At 65.8% G+C, this 17,776-nt stretch carries 17 protein-coding genes; 9 read left to right on the plus strand and 8 right to left on the minus strand.

Annotated elements, in window-relative coordinates:
- Positions 1-3: 3 nt before the first annotated feature.
- The gene (locus IQ24_RS17080; protein ID WP_145399495.1) at positions 4-1,140 is read left to right on the plus strand and encodes an alkane 1-monooxygenase; all 1,137 of its coding nucleotides are present in this window, start codon (positions 4-6) and stop codon (positions 1,138-1,140) included.
- Here the strand turns inward: IQ24_RS17080 and IQ24_RS17085 are convergent.
- The 6 genes from IQ24_RS17085 to IQ24_RS17110 all read right to left on the minus strand — a co-directional run bounded on the left by IQ24_RS17085 (position 1,135) and on the right by IQ24_RS17110 (position 6,606).
- Complete coding sequence (locus tag IQ24_RS17085; protein ID WP_145399496.1) at positions 1,135-1,920, minus strand: hypothetical protein; 786 nt, start codon at positions 1,918-1,920, stop codon at positions 1,135-1,137. The genes IQ24_RS17080 and IQ24_RS17085 overlap by 6 nt on opposite strands.
- Positions 1,917-2,963 (minus strand): GSCFA domain-containing protein, encoded by a 1,047-nt coding sequence (locus IQ24_RS17090; protein WP_145399497.1) that lies wholly within the window; start codon positions 2,961-2,963, stop codon positions 1,917-1,919. Before IQ24_RS17090 ends, IQ24_RS17085 begins: the two co-directional genes overlap by 4 nt.
- A 141-nt stretch (positions 2,964-3,104) precedes the next feature.
- Positions 3,105-4,241: a site-specific DNA-methyltransferase gene (locus tag IQ24_RS17095; RefSeq protein WP_199756629.1), complete on the minus strand. Its 1,137-nt coding sequence runs from the start codon at positions 4,239-4,241 to the stop codon at positions 3,105-3,107.
- An 88-nt stretch (positions 4,242-4,329) separates the two neighbouring features.
- Complete coding sequence (locus IQ24_RS17100) at positions 4,330-4,962, minus strand: ribonuclease HII (protein ID WP_145399498.1); 633 nt, start codon at positions 4,960-4,962, stop codon at positions 4,330-4,332.
- A complete protein-coding gene (locus tag IQ24_RS17105) occupies positions 4,959-5,435 on the minus strand; it encodes an ureidoglycolate lyase (protein ID WP_242008297.1) in 477 nt (158 codons plus the stop codon). The genes IQ24_RS17100 and IQ24_RS17105 overlap by 4 nt, the downstream gene beginning before the upstream one ends.
- A 61-nt stretch (positions 5,436-5,496) precedes the next feature.
- On the minus strand, positions 5,497-6,606 hold the full coding sequence (locus IQ24_RS17110; RefSeq protein WP_145399518.1) for an MFS transporter: 1,110 nt from the start codon (positions 6,604-6,606) through the stop codon (positions 5,497-5,499).
- 332 nt (positions 6,607-6,938) lie between these two features.
- On the opposite strand from IQ24_RS17110, the gene IQ24_RS17115 reads away from it, so the two are divergent.
- The 3 genes from IQ24_RS17115 (at position 6,939) to IQ24_RS17125 (ending at position 10,045) form a co-directional block, all read left to right on the plus strand.
- Positions 6,939-7,670 carry a GntR family transcriptional regulator gene (locus IQ24_RS17115; protein ID WP_242008298.1) on the plus strand — a complete coding sequence of 244 codons (732 nt, stop codon included), beginning with the start codon at positions 6,939-6,941 and terminating at the stop codon, positions 7,668-7,670.
- Positions 7,671-7,772: 102 nt separating this feature from the next.
- Entirely contained in the window at positions 7,773-9,215 is a 1,443-nt protein-coding gene (locus IQ24_RS17120) for a L,D-transpeptidase family protein (RefSeq protein WP_145399501.1), read from the plus strand.
- A 2-nt stretch (positions 9,216-9,217) separates the two neighbouring features.
- The gene (locus IQ24_RS17125; protein WP_145399502.1) at positions 9,218-10,045 is read left to right on the plus strand and encodes an extensin-like domain-containing protein; all 828 of its coding nucleotides are present in this window, start codon (positions 9,218-9,220) and stop codon (positions 10,043-10,045) included.
- Positions 10,046-10,059: 14 nt separating this feature from the next.
- On the opposite strand, the gene IQ24_RS17130 is transcribed toward IQ24_RS17125, so the two are convergent.
- Both IQ24_RS17130 and IQ24_RS17135 read right to left on the minus strand, forming a co-directional pair.
- Entirely contained in the window at positions 10,060-11,388 is a 1,329-nt protein-coding gene (locus IQ24_RS17130; protein ID WP_277872915.1) for a FliI/YscN family ATPase, read from the minus strand.
- Positions 11,389-11,477: 89 nt separating this feature from the next.
- Positions 11,478-12,233, minus strand: a complete 756-nt coding sequence (locus tag IQ24_RS17135) for a FadR/GntR family transcriptional regulator (RefSeq protein WP_145399503.1) — start codon at positions 12,231-12,233, stop codon at positions 11,478-11,480.
- Positions 12,234-12,469: 236 nt separating this feature from the next.
- Here IQ24_RS17135 and IQ24_RS17140 point away from each other — a divergent pair, with 236 nt between their 5' ends.
- The 5 genes from IQ24_RS17140 to IQ24_RS17160 all read left to right on the plus strand — a co-directional run.
- Positions 12,470-13,213 carry an SDR family NAD(P)-dependent oxidoreductase gene (locus tag IQ24_RS17140; RefSeq protein ID WP_199756630.1) on the plus strand — a complete coding sequence of 248 codons (744 nt, stop codon included), beginning with the start codon at positions 12,470-12,472 and terminating at the stop codon, positions 13,211-13,213.
- A 32-nt stretch (positions 13,214-13,245) separates the two neighbouring features.
- Positions 13,246-14,001 (plus strand): SDR family NAD(P)-dependent oxidoreductase, encoded by a 756-nt coding sequence (locus tag IQ24_RS17145; protein ID WP_145399504.1) that lies wholly within the window; start codon positions 13,246-13,248, stop codon positions 13,999-14,001.
- A 26-nt stretch (positions 14,002-14,027) separates the two neighbouring features.
- Entirely contained in the window at positions 14,028-16,211 is a 2,184-nt protein-coding gene (locus tag IQ24_RS17150; RefSeq protein ID WP_145399505.1) for an alpha-ketoacid dehydrogenase subunit alpha/beta, read from the plus strand.
- A 12-nt stretch (positions 16,212-16,223) separates the two neighbouring features.
- Complete coding sequence (locus IQ24_RS17155; RefSeq protein WP_145399506.1) at positions 16,224-17,450, plus strand: dihydrolipoamide acetyltransferase family protein; 1,227 nt, start codon at positions 16,224-16,226, stop codon at positions 17,448-17,450.
- Positions 17,451-17,471: 21 nt separating this feature from the next.
- Positions 17,472-17,776 (plus strand): aldehyde dehydrogenase family protein (locus tag IQ24_RS17160; protein WP_145399507.1); only part of this gene is annotated, 305 nt, incomplete at its 3' end.

Here is a 17,776-nt window from a genome sequence, read left to right on the forward strand (position 1 = left end):
CCGATGCAGACCGCATTCCGCCACCGGCTGATCGACGCGCTGCCCTTCTGGCTGTCGCTGGGCATGGTGCCTCTGGTCGTGCTGGCGGCGCGTCAGGGGGGCTGGTGGTTCACCTTGCTGCCTATCTACGCTTGGTATCTGACGACCTTTCTGGACGTGCTGATGGGCCTCAACACCGAAAACCCCGACCCGCAGACGCCCGAGGCGCACCTGTTCTGGTACCGCGCCATCACCATCCTGTGGTTTCCGCTGCAGGCCGCAATGATCTTCGGCGCGATCTGGTACGCGACCCGCAGCGATCTTGGCGGATGGGAGAAACTGGGCCTGTTCTTCGGCATCGGCACCGCTTCGGGCACAATCGGCATGGTCTATGCCCATGAGCTTTTGCACCAGAAAACCGCGGTCGAGCGGTGGATGGGCGATCTGCTGCTGGCCTCGACCCTATATTCGCATTTCCGCACCGAGCATCTGCTGGTCCACCATTCCTGGGTGGCGACGCCCCGCGATGCGGTCTCGGCCCGCTATAATGAGGGGTTTTTCCGCTATTTCCTGCGCGTGCTGATCGAATGTCCGGCCAGCGCCTGGCGGGCGGAAACCCGGCGGCTGGCGCGCGCGGGCCGCGCGCCCACGGATGCGCGCAACCCCTTCTGGCGTTATGGCGCGCTGCAACTGCTGATGCTGGCGCTGGCACTGGTGCTTGGTGGCTGGCAGGGGCTTTTGCTGTTTCTCTGGCAGGCATTCATCGCGATCTGGCAGCTGGAGTTGACGAATTACGTCGCGCATTACGGCCTGACCCGCCGCCATCTGGGCGATGGCCGATATGAGCATGTCCTGCCCCGGCACAGCTGGAACTCGGCCCATACCGCGACGAACTGGCTGCTGATCAACCTGCAGCGCCATTCGGACCACCATTACAAGCCCGACCGGCGCTTTCCCCTGCTGCAGACCTACCCCGAGGAGGAGGCGCCGCAACTGCCCATGGGCTATCCAGCCATGACCTTTCTGGCGATGATCCCGCCCCTGTGGCGGCGGCGGATGAACCCGCGCGTGCGGGCATGGCGGCGGCAGTTCTATCCCGATGTGACCGACTGGAAACCCTATAATCGCGCCGAAAACCCGATGCCACGCAGCGCGCTATAGCGCGGCAAAGGCCTCAACGATCTGGTCAAGTTGCATCGCCCCGAAGGTGGCATTCGCATGGGCATAATCGGTGCCCTCATGGGGCACCTCATCGCGGAAGGTCATCCGGATCGAGCCGCGCATCAGCGTCCCGTCAGTGAAGATATCGTCGACGATGCTGTCCTTCGGCTGCTCCAACAGGGTCGAAAAGCGGCCAAACCGGTGTCGCGCCTGCCGCATCACCCGCTGATGGAAATAGGCCCCGTCGCCCGTCCGCGCGATACTCACGGTCGCCTCGCGCGCGTCGGGATCGGTCCGGCAATCGGCAGAGATCAGCGGCTCGGGCAGGAACAGCACCGGCCCCTGCCCCAGCCCGTGCAGCATGCGCACCATCAGCATCGCGACCGAGGCATCGATCCGCTGCCGGATCATCGCCTCGATCAGCGCGGTCGAGACCAGCTCGCAACCGGCCCCCGCCCGGACCGAGGGGAAATCAAGGCTGCGGTGGTCCTGCACCAGCGAAATCATCGAGGCGAAGGCCAGCCCGCCGACCACCACGAAGCCGTCATACCCCTCCAGCGGCAGGCGGGAGATGTGGTTGAAGAATTTCATCGTCCGCCGTGTCTGGGCATCGCGGGGCACCAGCACCTTGCCCTTCAGCACCAGATGGCGCAGCGACCCACCCGGCATGCCGAAGGTCGCGGCCTCGAAACCGGGCCAGCGCTCGGGCTGGCTGACCAGCGCCGCGCGCGGCGCCGAGATATGGGAATTCCCCAGAATCAACAGGTTAGAGGGCATCACTTCCGAAACGCCTCAAGCAGGATTTCTTCGCAGATGACGTCCCCGAGGTCGACATCCTCATCCAGCGCGACAGGGGCGGATGACGCCCGCTCGGCCACCCCATGCGCCGCCAGAAACGCCTGCATCGCGGCGGCTACGCCCTCTGCCGTCACCTCGCGAAGGTTCGGGGCGAAGAACCTGCCCCCCGCTGCGGGATTGGTGACGATCTCGTAGCTCGGGAAATAGTCGACGTCCTCATGCGCCTCGGCGAAGGCCCCGGCGGCCGCGCGCAGGATCGCCTTCGACGCCGTGCTGGCCTGCAGGACATGCTGTCCCGAAGCCGTCGCGGTCAGCGGCACGGGTGAGACGGTCAGGATCATCCGCAGATCCGGGTTCAGGCCCCGCAGCAGGTCCCGCACCGCCGTCAGATCCGCCATCACCTCGGGCCAGCCGAGGTTCATGAACACATGCCGCGCCGGATCGAATGCCCCCGCGACAACGCCCGGACAGGTCGGATAGACGCGCCCGCTTTCCCGGTCGGCCCAGCATTCGGTCAGGCCCAGCGTGAAGACGAAATGCGTGGCTCGCTGAAACAGGTCCCGCAGCTTGCCCAGATGCGTATGGCGAAGCGCGACGGCCTCTTGCGGCGAGGCAAATCCGTCAGGCTCGATGGTCGGGCGCAGCGCGTCATGGAAGCGTCGGCCACGCGGCCAGATCGCCGCCGGATCGACGACATCCCCCATCGCGTCCTGCAAAAGCTGCAAAAGCTGCCGCGTGCTGTAGATATTGCCGTAGCGCGCCGAATAGATGCCATAGCCATAGTCCCGCGCCACCTGAGGCGGGCATTTGGGCGGCGCAGGCTCAGCATCCAGCACATTCAGCCCGGCCGCCCGCAGGGCCCGCCCGACATGCTGGGCAAAGCAGCTGCCCGCCGTGGCAATGGCCGATTGCCCGTCCAGCCGGAACTTCGGCGCGGCGATCCCCTCCAGCGCCTCGGGCGCGGTCCCGGCAACGGCGCTTCGCCAGAATGCAGTGGCAGGCAGGTCGGCGTAAGGGTGGCTCATGAGGTCACAAATCGCACGGACGGGAATGGAAGAACAGCGACGAAAAGGCCCCGCCAAGCGGCATTCCGCCTGACGGGGCAAGGCGGTCCCGCGCGTTTCATCGGTGGACGGACGCGGGACTGCGGCGAAAGGTGGAATGGCTCAGTTCGGGCGGCGGCCGGTTTCATCGGCCTCCATTTCGGCCCGGATCTGCTGGCGCAGCACGTCGATGGGGACCATCCGCCCCTCGCGCCGGAAGTGCCAATAGGTCCAGCCGTTGCACGAGGGCGCGCCCTCAAGCGCGGCCCCGACCTGATGGATCGAGCCCTTGACGTCATTGCCGATCAGGCTGCCATCGGCGCGGACCTTGGCCTTGTGGCGGCTGTTCATCGAGAAAAGCTCCTCGCCCGGGCGCAGCATGCCGCGCTCGATCACCTGGCCAAAGGGCACGCGCGGCTCGGCGCGCTTGGCCTTGGTGGTGGCGATGCCCTCGCTGTCGAATTTGCGTACGCGGGCCAGCCGCTTCTGGGCGACCTCGCGGTAAGCCTCTTCGCGCTCGATGCCGATGAAGTCGCGGCCCAGCATCTTGGCGACCGCGCCGGTCGTGCCGGTGCCGAAGAACGGGTCCAGCACCACATCGCCCGGGTTGGTCGATCCGACCAGCACGCGATGCAGCAGCGCCTCGGGCTTCTGGGTCGGGTGGGCCTTGCCGCCATCGGCGTCCTTCAGCCGCTCGCCCCCGGTGCAGATCGGCAGCACCCAGTCCGAGCGCATCTGTACCCCCTCATTCAGCGATTTCAGCGCCTCATAGTTGAAGGTGTAGCGCGCAGCTTCCGATTTCGAGGCCCAGATCATCGTCTCATGCGCATTGGTCAGCCGCTTGCCGCGGAAGTTCGGCATCGGGTTCGCCTTGCGCCAGACCACGTCGTTCAGGATCCAGAAACCCTGATTCTGCAGCTCGGCCCCCACGCGGAAGATGTTGTGATACGAGCCGATCACCCAGATCGCCCCATCCGGCTTCAGAAGCCTGCGTGCCGCCGCCAGCCAGTCGCGGGTGAAGCGGTCATACGAGGCGAAGCTCGAAAACTGGTCCCAATGGTCATCGACCGCATCGACCAGAGAGTTGTCGGGGCGATGCAGCTCGCCCTTCAACTGCAGGTTATAGGGGGGATCGGCGAAGATCAGATCAACGCTGCCCTCGGGCAGGCTGTTCATCACCTCGATGCAGTCACCTGCAAGGATCTGGTTAAGCGGAAGAGATCGCGGAGTCGCCTGCGACTTCGTGTCAATTTTGGTCATCACTGCCTCATAGACTCGGCTATTGGTTGCCGATGTGTTTGGACAGATGATGAGTCACCGACGATTCGCCGTCAAATTCTTTTTTGAATCAAGAACTTGTCGCAGGCTCTTTACACAATATCTTGTGGACGGGCCCGAAGCTGCGCCTATGATGTGGGGTTACGCCAAGATCTAGCAGCGCCTGCCTGTGCTGTTTGGTCGGATAACCCGCATTCACGTCCCAGCCGTATCCGGGGTGCTGTTGCGCCAAATCCACCATGATGCGATCGCGCAACAGTTTGGCGATGATCGAGGCCGCCGCAATCGACAGGCTCCGCGCATCGCCCTTGACCACGGCCTGCCCCGGAACCGGCAGATCGCGCGGCAGCCGGTTGCCGTCGACCAGCGCCAGACAGGGCCGCTGACGCAGCCCCTGAACGGCACGGCACATCGCCAGATGCGAGGCCTGCAGGATGTTCAGCCGGTCGACCTCTTCGACGCTCGCGTGGGCGACGCACCAATCGGCGGTCGCCATGATCTGCACGGCCAATTCGGCACGCCTCTTGGCGCTCAGCTGCTTCGAATCGTTCAGCCCCTCCGGGATCCGGGTGACATCCAGAATTACCGCAGCCGCGCTGACCGGCCCGGCCAGCGGGCCACGACCCACCTCATCCACCCCCGCAACGAACCGCGCGCCCGCAGCGAAGGCGGCTTCCTCGAAGGAAAAATCTGGCCCGCTCATGCGGTGATGGTGACCGGCGCGATGGCGACTTCCTCAAGGTTCACGCCATCCCCCTCACGGTCGACGACCAGGAAATCGGCAGGCTGATCCAGCGGCGTCAGCACCCCATGCCAGACACCGGCCCGCAGATTGACGCCCATGCCGGCGGGGATCAGAAAGGCAATCGGCGCGCCGGGCTTGCCGCCTTCATCATGGGCAACGACCGACAGCCAGGGCTGGCTTCCCAGCGGCACGAAGGCCTGACTGCCCAACGGATGGCGCTCCAGCAGGGCACAGTCATAGGGCAGGCTGACCGGCTCGGACCGGAAGATCGAGATGATCGCCTCACCGCCGCCCCGCTCGACCGTGGCCAGCGCATGATGCCGCTCGCAGCGGCCCGCATTGATCATCTTCGACGCCTTCTCGCGCGTGGCCAGCAATTCACCGAACGGCGCGAAGGCTTCGGCGGTGACGGGTGTAGCCTTGATGGTCATATTGTCTTCCATGTTCAAATATCCCGGGGGTCCGGGGGCAGAGCCCCCGGCTCGCTTCAATTCAAAGCCGTCCCATCCTCGGCAGGAAGATGGTCAGAAGACCGATCAGCGGCAGGAAGGAACAGACGTTGTAAACATACTCGATCCCCCGCACGTCAGCCACCACCCCCAGCACAGCGGCGGCAATCCCACCCATCCCGAAGGCAAAGCCGAAGAAGATGCCCGCAATCATCCCGGTACGACCTGGCACCAGCTCCTGCGCAAAGACAACAATCGCCGGGAAGGCCGAGGCCAGAATCAGCCCGATGATCACGCTCAGAACCCCGGTCGCGACCAGCCCGACATGCGGCAGAAGCAGGGTGAAGGGCAAAACCCCCAGGATCGAGAACCAGATGACCTTCAGCGGCCCGAAGCGGTCGCCGAAGATCCCGCCCAGCATGACGCCTGCGGCCATCGCGCCCAGGAACAGGAACAGCATCACCTGCGACTGCTGCGCGGTCAGGTTGAACTTCTCGATCAGGAAGAAGGTGTAATAGCTGCTGAGGCTGGCGGTATAGGCGTTCTTGGTGAAGGTCAGCAGCGCCAGAACCGAGATCGCCAGAATCACACGGTTGCGCGCCAGCGGCAGCGCCGGGATCTCGCGCACAGGGGCCGCCTTGCGCCGCCCTTCAGCCCAATGGCCCACGCGCTGCAGCACGGCCGAGCCGATCAGCGCCGCGACCGAAAAGATCGCAATCGACGGCCGTCCCAGCGGCACCACGACAAAGGCCGCCAGCAGGGGCCCCATGGCCTGACCGAAGTTGCCGCCCAGCTGGAACAGCGATTGCGCCGTGCCGAACCGACCGCCCGAGGCCACCCGCGCCACGCGCGAGCTTTCGGGGTGGAACACGGCCGAGCCCACGCCAATCAGCATCGCACCGGCCAGTAGCACCCAGTAATCATGCGCCAAGGCCAGCAGCAGCACGCCCACGAATGTCGCGCCCATGCCGACCGACAGCGATTGCGGCATCGGCTTCTTGTCCGTCACCATCCCGACGACCGGCTGCAAAAGCGAGGCCGTCACCTGAAAGGCGAAGGTCATCATCCCGATCTGCCAGTATTCAAGCGCGAATTCTTCCTGCAGCAGCGGATAGATGGCCGACAGCATCGACTGCATCACATCGTTGATCATGTGACACAGGCTGATCGCGATCAGGATGGTCCAGGTGGTGGTTGAGACGGGTGGGCGGACGCCAGCGACTTCGGACAATTTCAGCTCCCAGCACTTGAGGCAGGCGGAAACTCTGCCCCGACGGGGGGATTGTCAATCATCCGCACCCCCCATTTTTCGCGGAATCTGGCGTTTTATACGCCAAAACAACAGCTTGATGGGCACATCTTAAAGCTGCCCTTTTTGTCAGGTTTCAATCTCGGGGGTTTTCGCCATTCTGAGAAACAATCCTGACCATACAGTCCAACTTGTCCCAGCTTATTTAGATAATGTCCGAAATTCCTGCAGATATCATGCATTCCCTTGCGTCAACATCGCAGGGCAAACGGCGCTATAACCTTACATGGGAAAGCGTCCAGGAAGAAGTACTGTCACGCATCAGCTCGGGACAGTGGCGCCATGGCGAACTTATTCCGACCGAAAGCGAACTGGCGAAAGAGCTGGGCTGCGCCCGGGCGACCGTCAACCGGGCGCTGTCGAACCTCGCCCAGTCCGGGCTTCTGGATCGCCGCCGCAAGGTCGGCACGCGCGTCGTGCAGCACAATCCCCTGCCCGGCCGCCTGATGCGCCATGTCCTGCGCCACCAGATCGAGGGCGAGGGCAAGCAATACACCTATCTGGTCGATCAGGTCTCGATGGCGCCGGTTCCGGGCGATCTCGCCAAGACCATGATGCTGAACCCCGACGATGAACTGCTGCGCTGCAACGCGATCTTTCTGGCCGATGGCCAGCCCTATTGCTGCGAAGAGCGCTGGATTTCGCCCGAGGTCGTGCCCGAGCTGGATGAAAGCACGCTGCGCCGGATCAGCGCGGCCGAGTGGATGGTCTCGAACGTTCCGATCAGCCATGCCAATTTCGCCTTCAGCTCGACCGGGGCCGAGGCTGATTTCGTCGCGCGCACGCTTCAGGTCTCACCCGGCGACCCGGTGCTGATGGTCGAACGCGTGGCGTGGAAAAACACGCTGGCGGTCACCGCCGCGCGACAGTATTTCCCCTCTCATCACCGGTTCAGCGCCCAGCTCTGACGGCGATTCAAGATTTGTTGATTCGGGTGCCGCTTGCCCAATTCCGGCCAAGCGTTCAGTTTGTTTTTGTCCAATTCCTTTCGCGACGCCGGCTGCACCACCATGATTCTGAACCGCCCTCTTCTTTCCGCTTCGCTGGCGTTTTCGCTTGCCCTTCTGTCCCCGGCCCTGCTGCACCCCGCGCTGGCACAGGACACGCCCGCCACGTCGCGGGCGCTGGCCAGCGTCTCGGCCACCGAGATCGAGCAGGCGACCTATACCGGGGGCGACCTGCCGCCCGGCCAATCCGCGCTGACGGCGAAGGTGCAAATCCTGCTGGACCGCTCGGGCATCTCTCCGGGCGTGGTTGACGGCTGGCGCGGCGGGATGAGCGAAAGCGCCATCAAGGCCTTCCAGCGCCGCGCGGGCCTTCGCGTCAACGGCATCATGGACCATGCCGTCTGGGAACTCTTGCAGGCCTATGCCTCCGAGCCGGTGACTGGCCAGTACACGATCACCGAGGATGACGCGACCGGCCTCGTCGACAACATCCCGTCGGATTATGCGCAAAAAGCGAACATGACCTCACAGGGCTACACCAGCATTGTCGAGAAGCTGTCTGAGCGCTTCCATATGGACGACAAGTTTCTGGTCAAGATGAACCCGGGCATCGATTTCGTGCCGGGTGCGACGATCCAGATGACGGTTCCGGCAAAGCCCATCCGTGCGACGGTCACGCGCATCATCGTCGACAAGCAGACCCGCCGAGTCGCCGCCTATGACGCGAATGGCCGGTTGGTCGCCGATTATCCGGCGACGGTCGGCTCGGACGCCACGCCCTCGCCCCATGGAACGCATACGGTCGATGCGGTCGCGCTGAACCCGACCTATACCTACAACCCCGCGCGCAATTTCAAGCAGGGCGAGAACGATCGGGTGCTGATCGTGCCGCCGGGGCCGAACGGTCCGGTGGGCACGGTCTGGATCGACCTCAGCCAGCCGACCTATGGCATCCATGGCACGGCCACGCCCTCGCGCCTGTTCGTGAACCAATCCTATGGCTGCGTGCGCCTGACCAACTGGGACGCATGGGAGCTGGCTCATATGGTCAAATCCAAGGTCACCACGGTCGAGTTTCTCGACCCCGGTGTCAGCATTGCCGATGTGACCGGAGGCGCGGCGCCGGTCGCTGCGACCTCGGCCCCGGCGGTGATCGCGGCGACACGTCCGCCGATGCGCTCACCCGCATTGGCCGCGACGATTGCGGCGATGACCTCGCAGACGAATACGGATGCCGCCACCACCTCGGTCGCCCCGGTGGTTGCCGGAGAGATCGCCGCAGGTGCAGTCGCAGCAGCGGTGACCCCCGCCGTTCCCGTGGCCGTCGAGGCCCCGATCACCCAGCCCGCCGTCCAGCCTGTGGTCGAGCCGCCGCTGGTCGGTGTCTCGATCCCGGATGAGCCGGAATACCCCTCGGACCCCGATACCATGCTGCCCGAGACCCTGCCAGGCGAACAGCCGGGTACTGTGATTATGGCCCCGCAGCCGCTTTCCGGGACGCCCTGAGGATGCGGGGGCGGGGGCTGGTCGTCGCATTGATGCTGCCCTTCGCGGCAGTGGCGCAGGACGCTGCCCCCCGGCCCGACCCCAAACCCGAAAGCGCCGAGGCCGAGGCGCCGCCGCCCAAGGCGAAGGACATCGAGCCCCCGGTGCCTGCCGCCCCCACACCGAAACTTGCCTATCCCAAGCGCGCGACCAAGCCTGCCGCTGATCCGGCCCCTTCCGCCCCGGCAGAGCCCGAGGCGCCGCCTTTGCACAGCAGCCTGCGGGAGACCGATTTCGACCATGCCGCCTGCCTGATGGAGATCTGGTGGAACGGTGCGCAATATGAAGTGCTGCCCGCCATCACCGATGAGACGAACCGGGATTGCGGCATCGACCGGCCGATCCGCGTCAGCCAGATCCTGCCCGGCGTGGTGCTGGACGGCGATCCGGTCATGCGCTGCGACACCGCTCGCAGCCTGATGTATTGGCTGCATGATGCGGTGCAGCCCGCCACCCGCTTCCTGCCCGGACAACCTTCCCTTGCGGGGATCGAGCCCGGCTCGACCTATCAATGCCGCGCAACGGTCGGCAATGAAAGCAGCAAGCTTTCCGAGCACGCGCTTGGCAATGCCTTTGACATTGCGGCCTTCCGCTTTGCCGATGACAGCCGCTTCGTCATAGAACCGCGCGAGGACAGCGGCGGCATGGAGATCGCATTTCAGGCCGCCATCCGCGCGAGCGCCTGTCTATATTTCACGACCGTGCTGGGCCCCGGATCGAACGCTGCCCATGACGATCACCTGCATCTGGACATCAAGGCGCGCAACAGCGACTGGCGTCTCTGCCAATAGCCGAAGCACCCGTATCAGGCCGCAGCTTTCGGCGGCGGTCCTGACAGCGCCTGCGCCAGCAAGCCGAAGGATTGCGCGATCTCGGGGCTGGTGCGGCTGACGAAGGCATCAAGCCCCGGATAAAGCCGCACGGCCTCGTCAAGCCTCGGGTCAGACCCTGCCGCGTAAAGACCGGCGCGGATCATCAGCTCGGATTCCGCATATGTTCCCAGCATCGCCCGCGCCCGCCCGATCAGCGCGTTTTCGGAACCCGTGGCCGCATGCGGCAGCGAGCGCGAGACCGAGCGCAGCACATCGACCGCCGGAAACCGTCCCCGCTCGGCGATGGCGCGGTCCAGCACAACGTGACCGTCCAGCACGCCGCGCAGGATGTCGGCCACCGGCTCTTCCATATCCGAGCCTGCGACCAGCACGCTGAAAATCGCCGTAATGTCCCCCGCGCCTTCGGGGCCAGGGCCGGACCTTTCGGCCAGCGACATGATCAGATGCGAGGTTGAGGGCGGGAACCCGCGATAGCTGGGGCTTTCGCCCGCGGTCAGCGCGATTTCGCGATGCGCTTCGGCAAACCGAGTGATCGAATCGGCCAGAAACAGGACGTGATGCCCGCGATCGCGAAAATGCTCGGCCACGGTCATCGCGGACCAGGCGCAGCGTCGGCGCATCAGGGGCGACTGGTCCGAGGTCGCGGCCACCACGACGGCGCGCGCCATGCCTTCGGGGCCCAGCACCTCCTCGATGAATTCGCGCAATTCGCGCCCCCGCTCTCCGATCAGGGCGATCACGACGACATCCGCCGCGACACCGCGCGCGAGTGCCGAAAGTAAGGTCGATTTCCCGACGCCCGAGCCCGCGAACAGCCCCATCCGTTGCCCCCGGACCAGCGGCAGCAACGTGTCGAAGACAGCAAGCCCCGTCCCCAGTCGCGCGCCAAGGCGCTTGCGCGTGGCGGCAGGCGGTGGCGGCGTACGAAAGCCGCGCTGCACCCTGCCCTGTGCCAGGGGTCGCCCGTCCAAAGGCTGGCCGAACGGGTCGATCACCCTGCCGATCCAGCTGTCAGCGGGGGCAAGCCGGGGCGCGCCCAGCAATTCGGCCTGCAGACCGATGGCCAGCCCGTCGACCGGCCCGTCCGGCAAGACGGCGGCCAGCCGCGCCTGCAGGGCCACCACCTCTCCGAAAAGCAGATCCCCCGAGGGCAGCGGGAATGAGACGCGGTCGCCCACCGAGGCATGGCCCACCAGCCCCACGACCTGCACCAGTCCGCCCTGAATCGCATAGATCTGGCCGAAATGCCGCGCCATCCGCAACTGGCGGATCTGTTCGGCCAATGCCTCGAAGCGCTCCAAGCCTGCCTCCTGGAAATTAGCCCCAAAAATGAAGCGTCAATCCAGGAAGTAAGCCAGCTTCCCTAAGATTTCGTTGACGGCAGCCCGGATCACGCCTCGGCGTCGCGCGCGGTCTGCAGCCGCTTCACCGCGTTCTGCAGATGCGCCCCGGCGGCGCGGGCCGCACCCTCGGCATCGCCTGCGGCGATGGCGTCATAGATGGCGCGATGTTCGCCCTGCACCGCGTCCTGCATCCCCGCCATATGACGGCGGGTGTTGCTGCGCGTCGCCCGGATCACGCGGCGCACGCCATAGTCGAGATGGCTGCAGAGCGACACGAAATAAGGGTTATGCGTCGCCGCGACGATGGCCTGATGAAAGGCGAAATCTTCATCGTCACCCAGCCGGTCGCTGGCGATGGCATATTCCATGCCCAGAAGTTCGCGCCGGATGTGCTTGAGATCCGCCTCGGTCCGATGCGTCGCGGCGCTGCGGGCGGCGGCCACCTCGACCGCCATCAGAAGCTCCATCACCTGCGCCAGCGACTCGTCCTGTTCCAGATCGACGGGATGCAGGCGGAAGGCGCGCGCCTCGGCATTGGCGGTCACATAGACGCCGGAACCGGCCCGCGCCTCGACCAGACCGGCGGATTTCAGATGCGACATGGCCTCACGCACGACGGGGCGCGAGACGGCATATTCCGCGCTGAGGTCACGCTCACTGGGCAGGCGCGCGCCGGGCGCGAATTCGCCGCCCCGAACCCGCGCGGCGAGGCGTGCGGCCAGATCGTCGGGCAGGTCGCGCGCCTGCCGCCCGGTGTCAGCCTTGTCCAGAGCGATTCCCCTTTTTCCGTGCCGATCGCGCATCGCGCAAAAACTGGTCAGACCAGTTTATCGCAACCGGATGCCTGCATTTCAAGCGTTTGCGTGCAAAACACCCCAGAGGCGCGATGAATTTTCACGTTATAACAAATAACATCATTGACTGGCCTGACCAGTTTGTGGAAATGTCAGCCCATCAAACGCGCATGCCATGGGAGGTGAAGCATGTCTGTTCCCGCCCTTGCGGCGCGTCCGAACCATTCGGCGCAAGGCCAGTCATCGTGCAGATAACATTCGACTTTTCAGGCAAGACCCTGCTTCTGACCGGGGCCAATGGCGGCATCGGCCGCGAGATTGCGGCGCTGTTCGCCGATGCGGGCGCGAACCTTGTGCTGGCCGACCGCGATCAGGCGGAACTGGCCAGTTTCGCGGCGGGTCTTGGCGGCGTGGGTGGCAAGCATGTGCAGGCGCTGGACGCGGCCGACCCAGCCTCGGCACAGGCGCTGGTCGATGCGGCGGTCGCGGCCTTCGGGACGGTGGATTACGTCGTCCCCTCGGCCGGGATCTATCTGGCTGAACCCTTTGCGCAGATGACCGATGACCAGTGGCGGCGGACGCTGTCGATCAACCTCGACGGGGTGTTCTATCTGCTCAGCCGGGTGCAGGGCGCGCTGGCCGAGGGCTCGGCCATCGTCAACCTGACCTCGCTGGCCGGGCATCGCGGCGCGTTCACCAATGCGCATTACTCGGCCTCGAAAGGGGCGCTAACCTCACTGACGCGCAGCCTGGCGCGCGAGCTTGGGCCGCGCACCCGCGTCAACGCCGTCGCCCCCGGCATCATCGAGACGCCGATGACGCGCGATCTGCTGCAGACCCGCGCCGACAGCTCCATCGCACAGACCCCGCTGGCGCGCCTGGGCCACCCGGCCGAGATCGCGCGGGTCGTGGCCTTCCTCTGCTCGGACGCAGCCTCGTTCATCAGCGGCGAAACCGTCCATGTGAACGGCGGCATCTACATGCTCTAGGCCGCAGCGCCTTGAACCAAAAGGACAAACCCATGTCGCAATTGCTGAAAGACAGGCTCGTGCTGGTGACCGGCGCGGGGCGCGGCCTTGGGGCCGCCATCGCCCGGGGCATGGCCGAAGCCGGGGCCGCCGTGATCCTCGCCGACCTGAATGCCGAGGGCATTACCGCCGAGGCCGAGGCCCTGCGCGCCGAGGGCCATGACGCCCGCGCCGAGGTGCTGGACGTCACCGACCGCGCCGCCACCGCCGCACTGGCCGCGCGTATTCTGGCGCACGATGGCGGCCTTGACGTGCTGGTCAACAACGCCGGTGTCGCCGGTCGCGCCAGCTTCGACGACCCCGCGGTGACCGAGGTCTGGGACCGGGTCATCGGCGTGAACCTTGAGGGCACGTTCAACACCTCGCAAGCCTTCGTGCCCGCGCTGATCGCCCGGAAGGGCAATGTCGTGCACCTGTCCTCGGTCGCGGGCTTCGTCGCGGGCGGCTCGACCGCCGGATATGTGGTCTCGAAAGGGGCCGTTCGCTCGCTCACGCAGGTGATGGCGCGCGATCTGGCCCCGCATGGCGTGCGCGTCAACGCCGTCGCCCCCGGCATCATGATGAGCGAGATGGCCGTGGCGCAGCTGAACCGTCCCGGCGGCGCGGACTGGTTCATGAACCGCGTCATGCTGGGCCGCATCGGCGAGACGCGCGAGATCGTCGACCCGGTCCTGTTCCTTGCCTCGGACATGGCCAGCTTCATCACCGGCACCGTGCTGCCCGTCGATGGCGGCTTTCTGGCCGCCTGACCGCCCTTTCAAACCCGGACCCTGACATGCCCATTCTGACCGACCTGACCCCCGCCGCCCCCTGGCGCGAGATCACCGCCACGCCCGAGGATCGCGCCGCGCTTGACCCCAAGACCGGCCTGACGATGCTGGCCCAGATGCACCTGATCCGCGCCTTCGAAGAGAAGGTTCTGGATCTGGCCGGGCAAGGGCTGGTGCATGGCCCCGCGCATTCCGCCATCGGGCAGGAAGGCGGCGCGGTGGGCTCGGCGCTGGCGATGCGGCCAAGTGATCAGGTCAACGGCTCGCACCGCGCGCATCACCAGTTTCTGGCGAAAGCGCTGGCCTATGTCAGCGACCAGATCGACCCGACGCAGCCTTTCGGCGATGATCTGCGCGCGCTGGCCAGCCGCACCCTGGCCGAGATCCTTGGCCTGTCGGATGGGTTCTGCAAGGGGCGCGGCGGCTCGATGCACCTGCGTTGGTCTGAGAGCGGCAACCTTGGCACCAATGCCATCGTGGGCGGCGGCGTGCCGATGGCGGCAGGTGCGGCCTGGGCGCATAAGCAGGCGGGCACGGGCGACGTCGTCTATACCTATTTCGGCGATGGCGCGGTCAATATCGGCTCGGTTCTGGAGACGATGAACCTTGCCGCCGCGTGGAAGCTGCCGATCTGCTTCTTCATCGAAAACAACCGCTATGCCGTGTCCACGAATGTCGAGGAAGTGACGGCCGAGACGCGCCTTTCCGCGCGCGGGCTGGCCTTCGGCATCCCTTCGTTCAAGGTCGACGGCATGGACACGCTGTCGGTCTATCTGGCCGCCCAGCAAGCCAATGAGATCATGCGCGCGGGCCAGGGCCCCACCATCATCGAGGCCGATCTTTACCGCTTCTTCCACCAGAACGGGCCCCTGCCCGGCTCGGCCTTCGGCTATCGCAGCAAAGAGGAAGAGGCCGAATGGCGCGGCCGCGACCCGCTGACCGCCATGGCCCAGGACCTGCAGCAGCGCCAGATCATCGGCGAGGATGCCGTGGCGCAGCTGCGCGCCAACTGCCAGCAGATGATGGAGGAAATCGCCGCGACCATGATCGAGACGGTCGAGGGCAAGAAGCGCATCCTTCCCGCGCTTTGGCCCGAGGAAAGCTTCCGCGACTATGGCCTGCGCGGCGACCTGTCCGAGATGGAGGGCGCGCGCTATCTCGAAGAGCCGGGCTTCACCGGCGCCCTGAATGACAACGCCAAGTTCATCGAGGTCGTGGCCGATGTCATGGAACGCCGTATGGCCGAGGACCCGCGCATCGTTGTCATGGGCGAGGATGTGCACCGGCTGAAGGGCGGCACCAATGGCGCGACGCGCGGCCTGTCGGCGCGCTTCCCCGACCGCTGCCTTGGCACGCCCATCGCCGAAAACGCCTTCACCGGCCTTGCTGCCGGGATGGCCGCTGACGGTCGCGTGCGCCCGGTGATCGAATTCATGTATCCCGATTTCATGTGGGTCGCCGCCGATCAGGTCTTCAACCAGATCGGCAAGTTCCGCCACATGTTCGGCGGCGAAAGCGCCATGCCGCTGGTCCTGCGCACCAAGGTCGCGATGGGCACGGGCTATGGCTCGCAGCACTCGATGGACCCGGCGGGGATCTTTGCGACCGCGCCCGGCTGGCGCATCGTCGCGCCCTCGACGCCCTTCGACTATGTCGGGCTGATGAACTCGGCGCTGCGCTGCAACGACCCGGTGCTGGTGATCGAGCATGTCGATCTTTACAACTCCAAGGGCACCGCGCCGGTCGACGACCTTGATTACTGCATCCCGCTGGGCAAGGCCCGGATGGTGCGCGAAGGCGGCAAGCTGACGATCCTGACCTATCTCGCCATGGTCGAGAAGACCCGCAAAGTGGTCGAGGAACTGGGCGTCGATGCCGAGATCATCGACCTACGCTCGCTGGATCGGGCGGGCCTTGACTGGGAGATGATCGAGGCCTCGGTCCGCAAGACCAACAACGTGCTGATCGTCGAACAGGGGGCCGTCGGCACCTCTTACGGCGGCTTTCTGACGGATGAGCTGCAGCGCCGCGTCTTCGATTATCTGGACCAGCCCATCGCCCGCGTGCATGGCGGCGAGGCCTCGCCCTCGATCTCGAAAGTGCTGGAGGGCGCGGCCTGCGCCCGCCCGCAGGACATCGAGGCCGGCATCCGCGCCGTCATGGCCGGTCAGGGCCTGCCGCTGGCATAAGGGAACATAGACATGGCAATCGACATCATCCTGCCCTCGCTTTCGGCTGGCATGGAAGACGCGGTCATCGCGAAATGGCTGGTCGCTGCGGGCGATCCGATCCGCAAGGGCCAGCCCATCGCGGAAGTGGAAACCGACAAGGCCACGATGGAGCTTGAGGCCGAAGCCGACGGCATCCTTGGCCGCATCGCCATCGCCGATGGCCAGCGCGCCGACGTGGGCCAGATCATCGCGACCGTTCTGGCCGAGGGCGAAAGCCTTCCTGCGGCGGGGGCGTCCTCCCCCGCGCCCGCCGCGCCTCCGGCGGCAGTTGCAGCGGGTCCCGCGACCCCTGCGACTGCCGCAACGACGGCCCCTAAAGGTGAGCGCAAGCATGCGGCCTCGCCTCTGGCCCGGCGTCTGGCGGCCGAGGCGGGTCTGGATCTTCAGGGCGTCACCGGCAGCGGCCCGCGTGGCCGCATCGTCAAGCTGGACGTAGAGCGGCTGCTCGCGGCACCCGTCACGCCGCCCGCCATGCCCGCTGCTCAACCGCAAGCGACCCCGCCCGGCATCGGCCCCCATGAGGCGCTGCCCCTGTCGAACATGCGCCGCACCATCGCGCGCCGTCTGGTCGAGGCGAAGACCTCGATCCCGCATTTCTACCTGTCGGTCGATTGCGAGCTGGACGCGCTTCTGGCGCTGCGCGCGCAGGTGAACGAGGGCGGCGACAAGTCGCCCCGCATCTCGATCAATGATTTCGTCATCAAGGCCGCCGCCCGCGCGCTGCGCCTGCATCCCGCCGCCAATGTCATCTGGAACGGCGATGAGATCCTGCAACTGGCCGATGTCGACATCTCGGTCGCGGTGGCGACCGAAGGCGGGCTGATCACGCCGATCCTGCGCGGGGCCGACCGGATGAGCCTTGGCACGCTTTCGGCGGAAATGAAAGCGCTGGCCGCCCGCGCCCATCAGGGCAAGCTGCGCCCCGAGGAATATCAGGGTGGCGGGTTTTCGGTCTCGAACCTCGGGATGTACGGGGTCAAGACCTTCTCGGCGATCATCAACCCGCCGCAAAGCTGCATTCTGGCCGTGGGCGCGTCCGAGCGCCGCCCGGTCGGGCGCGACGACCAGATCGTGCTGGCCGATGTGATGTCGGTCACGCTCTCTGTCGACCACCGCTCGGTCGACGGGGCGCTTGGGGCACAGGTTCTGGCCGCCTTCAAGGATGGCATCGAGAACCCGATGAGCCTGCTTCTATAATCCGTTGATTGGAGGACTGAGATGGATTTGCAAGACCCTGGCCTGCTTCGGCAGGCGGCATTGATCGGCGGCGAATGGATCGAGGCGAATGGCGCGGGGATCGCGGTGACGAACCCCTCGACCGGGGCGCTGATCGGCCATGTGCCGCGCCTGGGCCAGCCCGAGACCGCGCGCGCCATCGCCGCAGCCGAGGTCGCCCAGAAAACCTGGTCCAAGCGCACCGCCAAGGACCGCGCCGAGATCCTGCGCGCCTGGTTCAACCTGATGATCCAGCACAAGGACGACCTTGGCCGCATCCTCACCGCCGAGCAGGGCAAGCCCCTGCC

The organism is Paracoccus sulfuroxidans (genome assembly GCF_007830335.1).
In the GTDB taxonomy this organism is placed as follows: Bacteria; Pseudomonadota; Alphaproteobacteria; order Rhodobacterales; family Rhodobacteraceae; genus Paracoccus; species Paracoccus sulfuroxidans.

What these genes read in the sequence shown, in the direction of transcription:
- IQ24_RS17080 (WP_145399495.1), top strand. Translation starts at nt 4, where the DNA reads ATGCAGACCGCATTCCGCCACCGGCTGATCGACGCGCTGCCCTTCTGG.
- IQ24_RS17090 (WP_145399497.1), bottom strand. Translation starts at nt 2,963, where the DNA reads ATGAGCCACCCTTACGCCGACCTGCCTGCCACTGCATTCTGGCGAAGC.
- IQ24_RS17095 (WP_199756629.1), bottom strand. Translation starts at nt 4,241, where the DNA reads ATGACCAAAATTGACACGAAGTCGCAGGCGACTCCGCGATCTCTTCCG.
- IQ24_RS17100 (WP_145399498.1), bottom strand. Translation starts at nt 4,962, where the DNA reads ATGAGCGGGCCAGATTTTTCCTTCGAGGAAGCCGCCTTCGCTGCGGGC.
- IQ24_RS17105 (WP_242008297.1), bottom strand. Translation starts at nt 5,435, where the DNA reads ATGACCATCAAGGCTACACCCGTCACCGCCGAAGCCTTCGCGCCGTTC.
- IQ24_RS17110 (WP_145399518.1), bottom strand. Translation starts at nt 6,606, where the DNA reads ATGATCAACGATGTGATGCAGTCGATGCTGTCGGCCATCTATCCGCTG.
- IQ24_RS17115 (WP_242008298.1), top strand. Translation starts at nt 6,939, where the DNA reads ATGCATTCCCTTGCGTCAACATCGCAGGGCAAACGGCGCTATAACCTT.
- IQ24_RS17120 (WP_145399501.1), top strand. Translation starts at nt 7,773, where the DNA reads ATGATTCTGAACCGCCCTCTTCTTTCCGCTTCGCTGGCGTTTTCGCTT.
- IQ24_RS17125 (WP_145399502.1), top strand. Translation starts at nt 9,218, where the DNA reads ATGCGGGGGCGGGGGCTGGTCGTCGCATTGATGCTGCCCTTCGCGGCA.
- IQ24_RS17135 (WP_145399503.1), bottom strand. Translation starts at nt 12,233, where the DNA reads ATGCGCGATCGGCACGGAAAAAGGGGAATCGCTCTGGACAAGGCTGAC.
- IQ24_RS17145 (WP_145399504.1), top strand. Translation starts at nt 13,246, where the DNA reads ATGTCGCAATTGCTGAAAGACAGGCTCGTGCTGGTGACCGGCGCGGGG.
- IQ24_RS17150 (WP_145399505.1), top strand. Translation starts at nt 14,028, where the DNA reads ATGCCCATTCTGACCGACCTGACCCCCGCCGCCCCCTGGCGCGAGATC.
- IQ24_RS17155 (WP_145399506.1), top strand. Translation starts at nt 16,224, where the DNA reads ATGGCAATCGACATCATCCTGCCCTCGCTTTCGGCTGGCATGGAAGAC.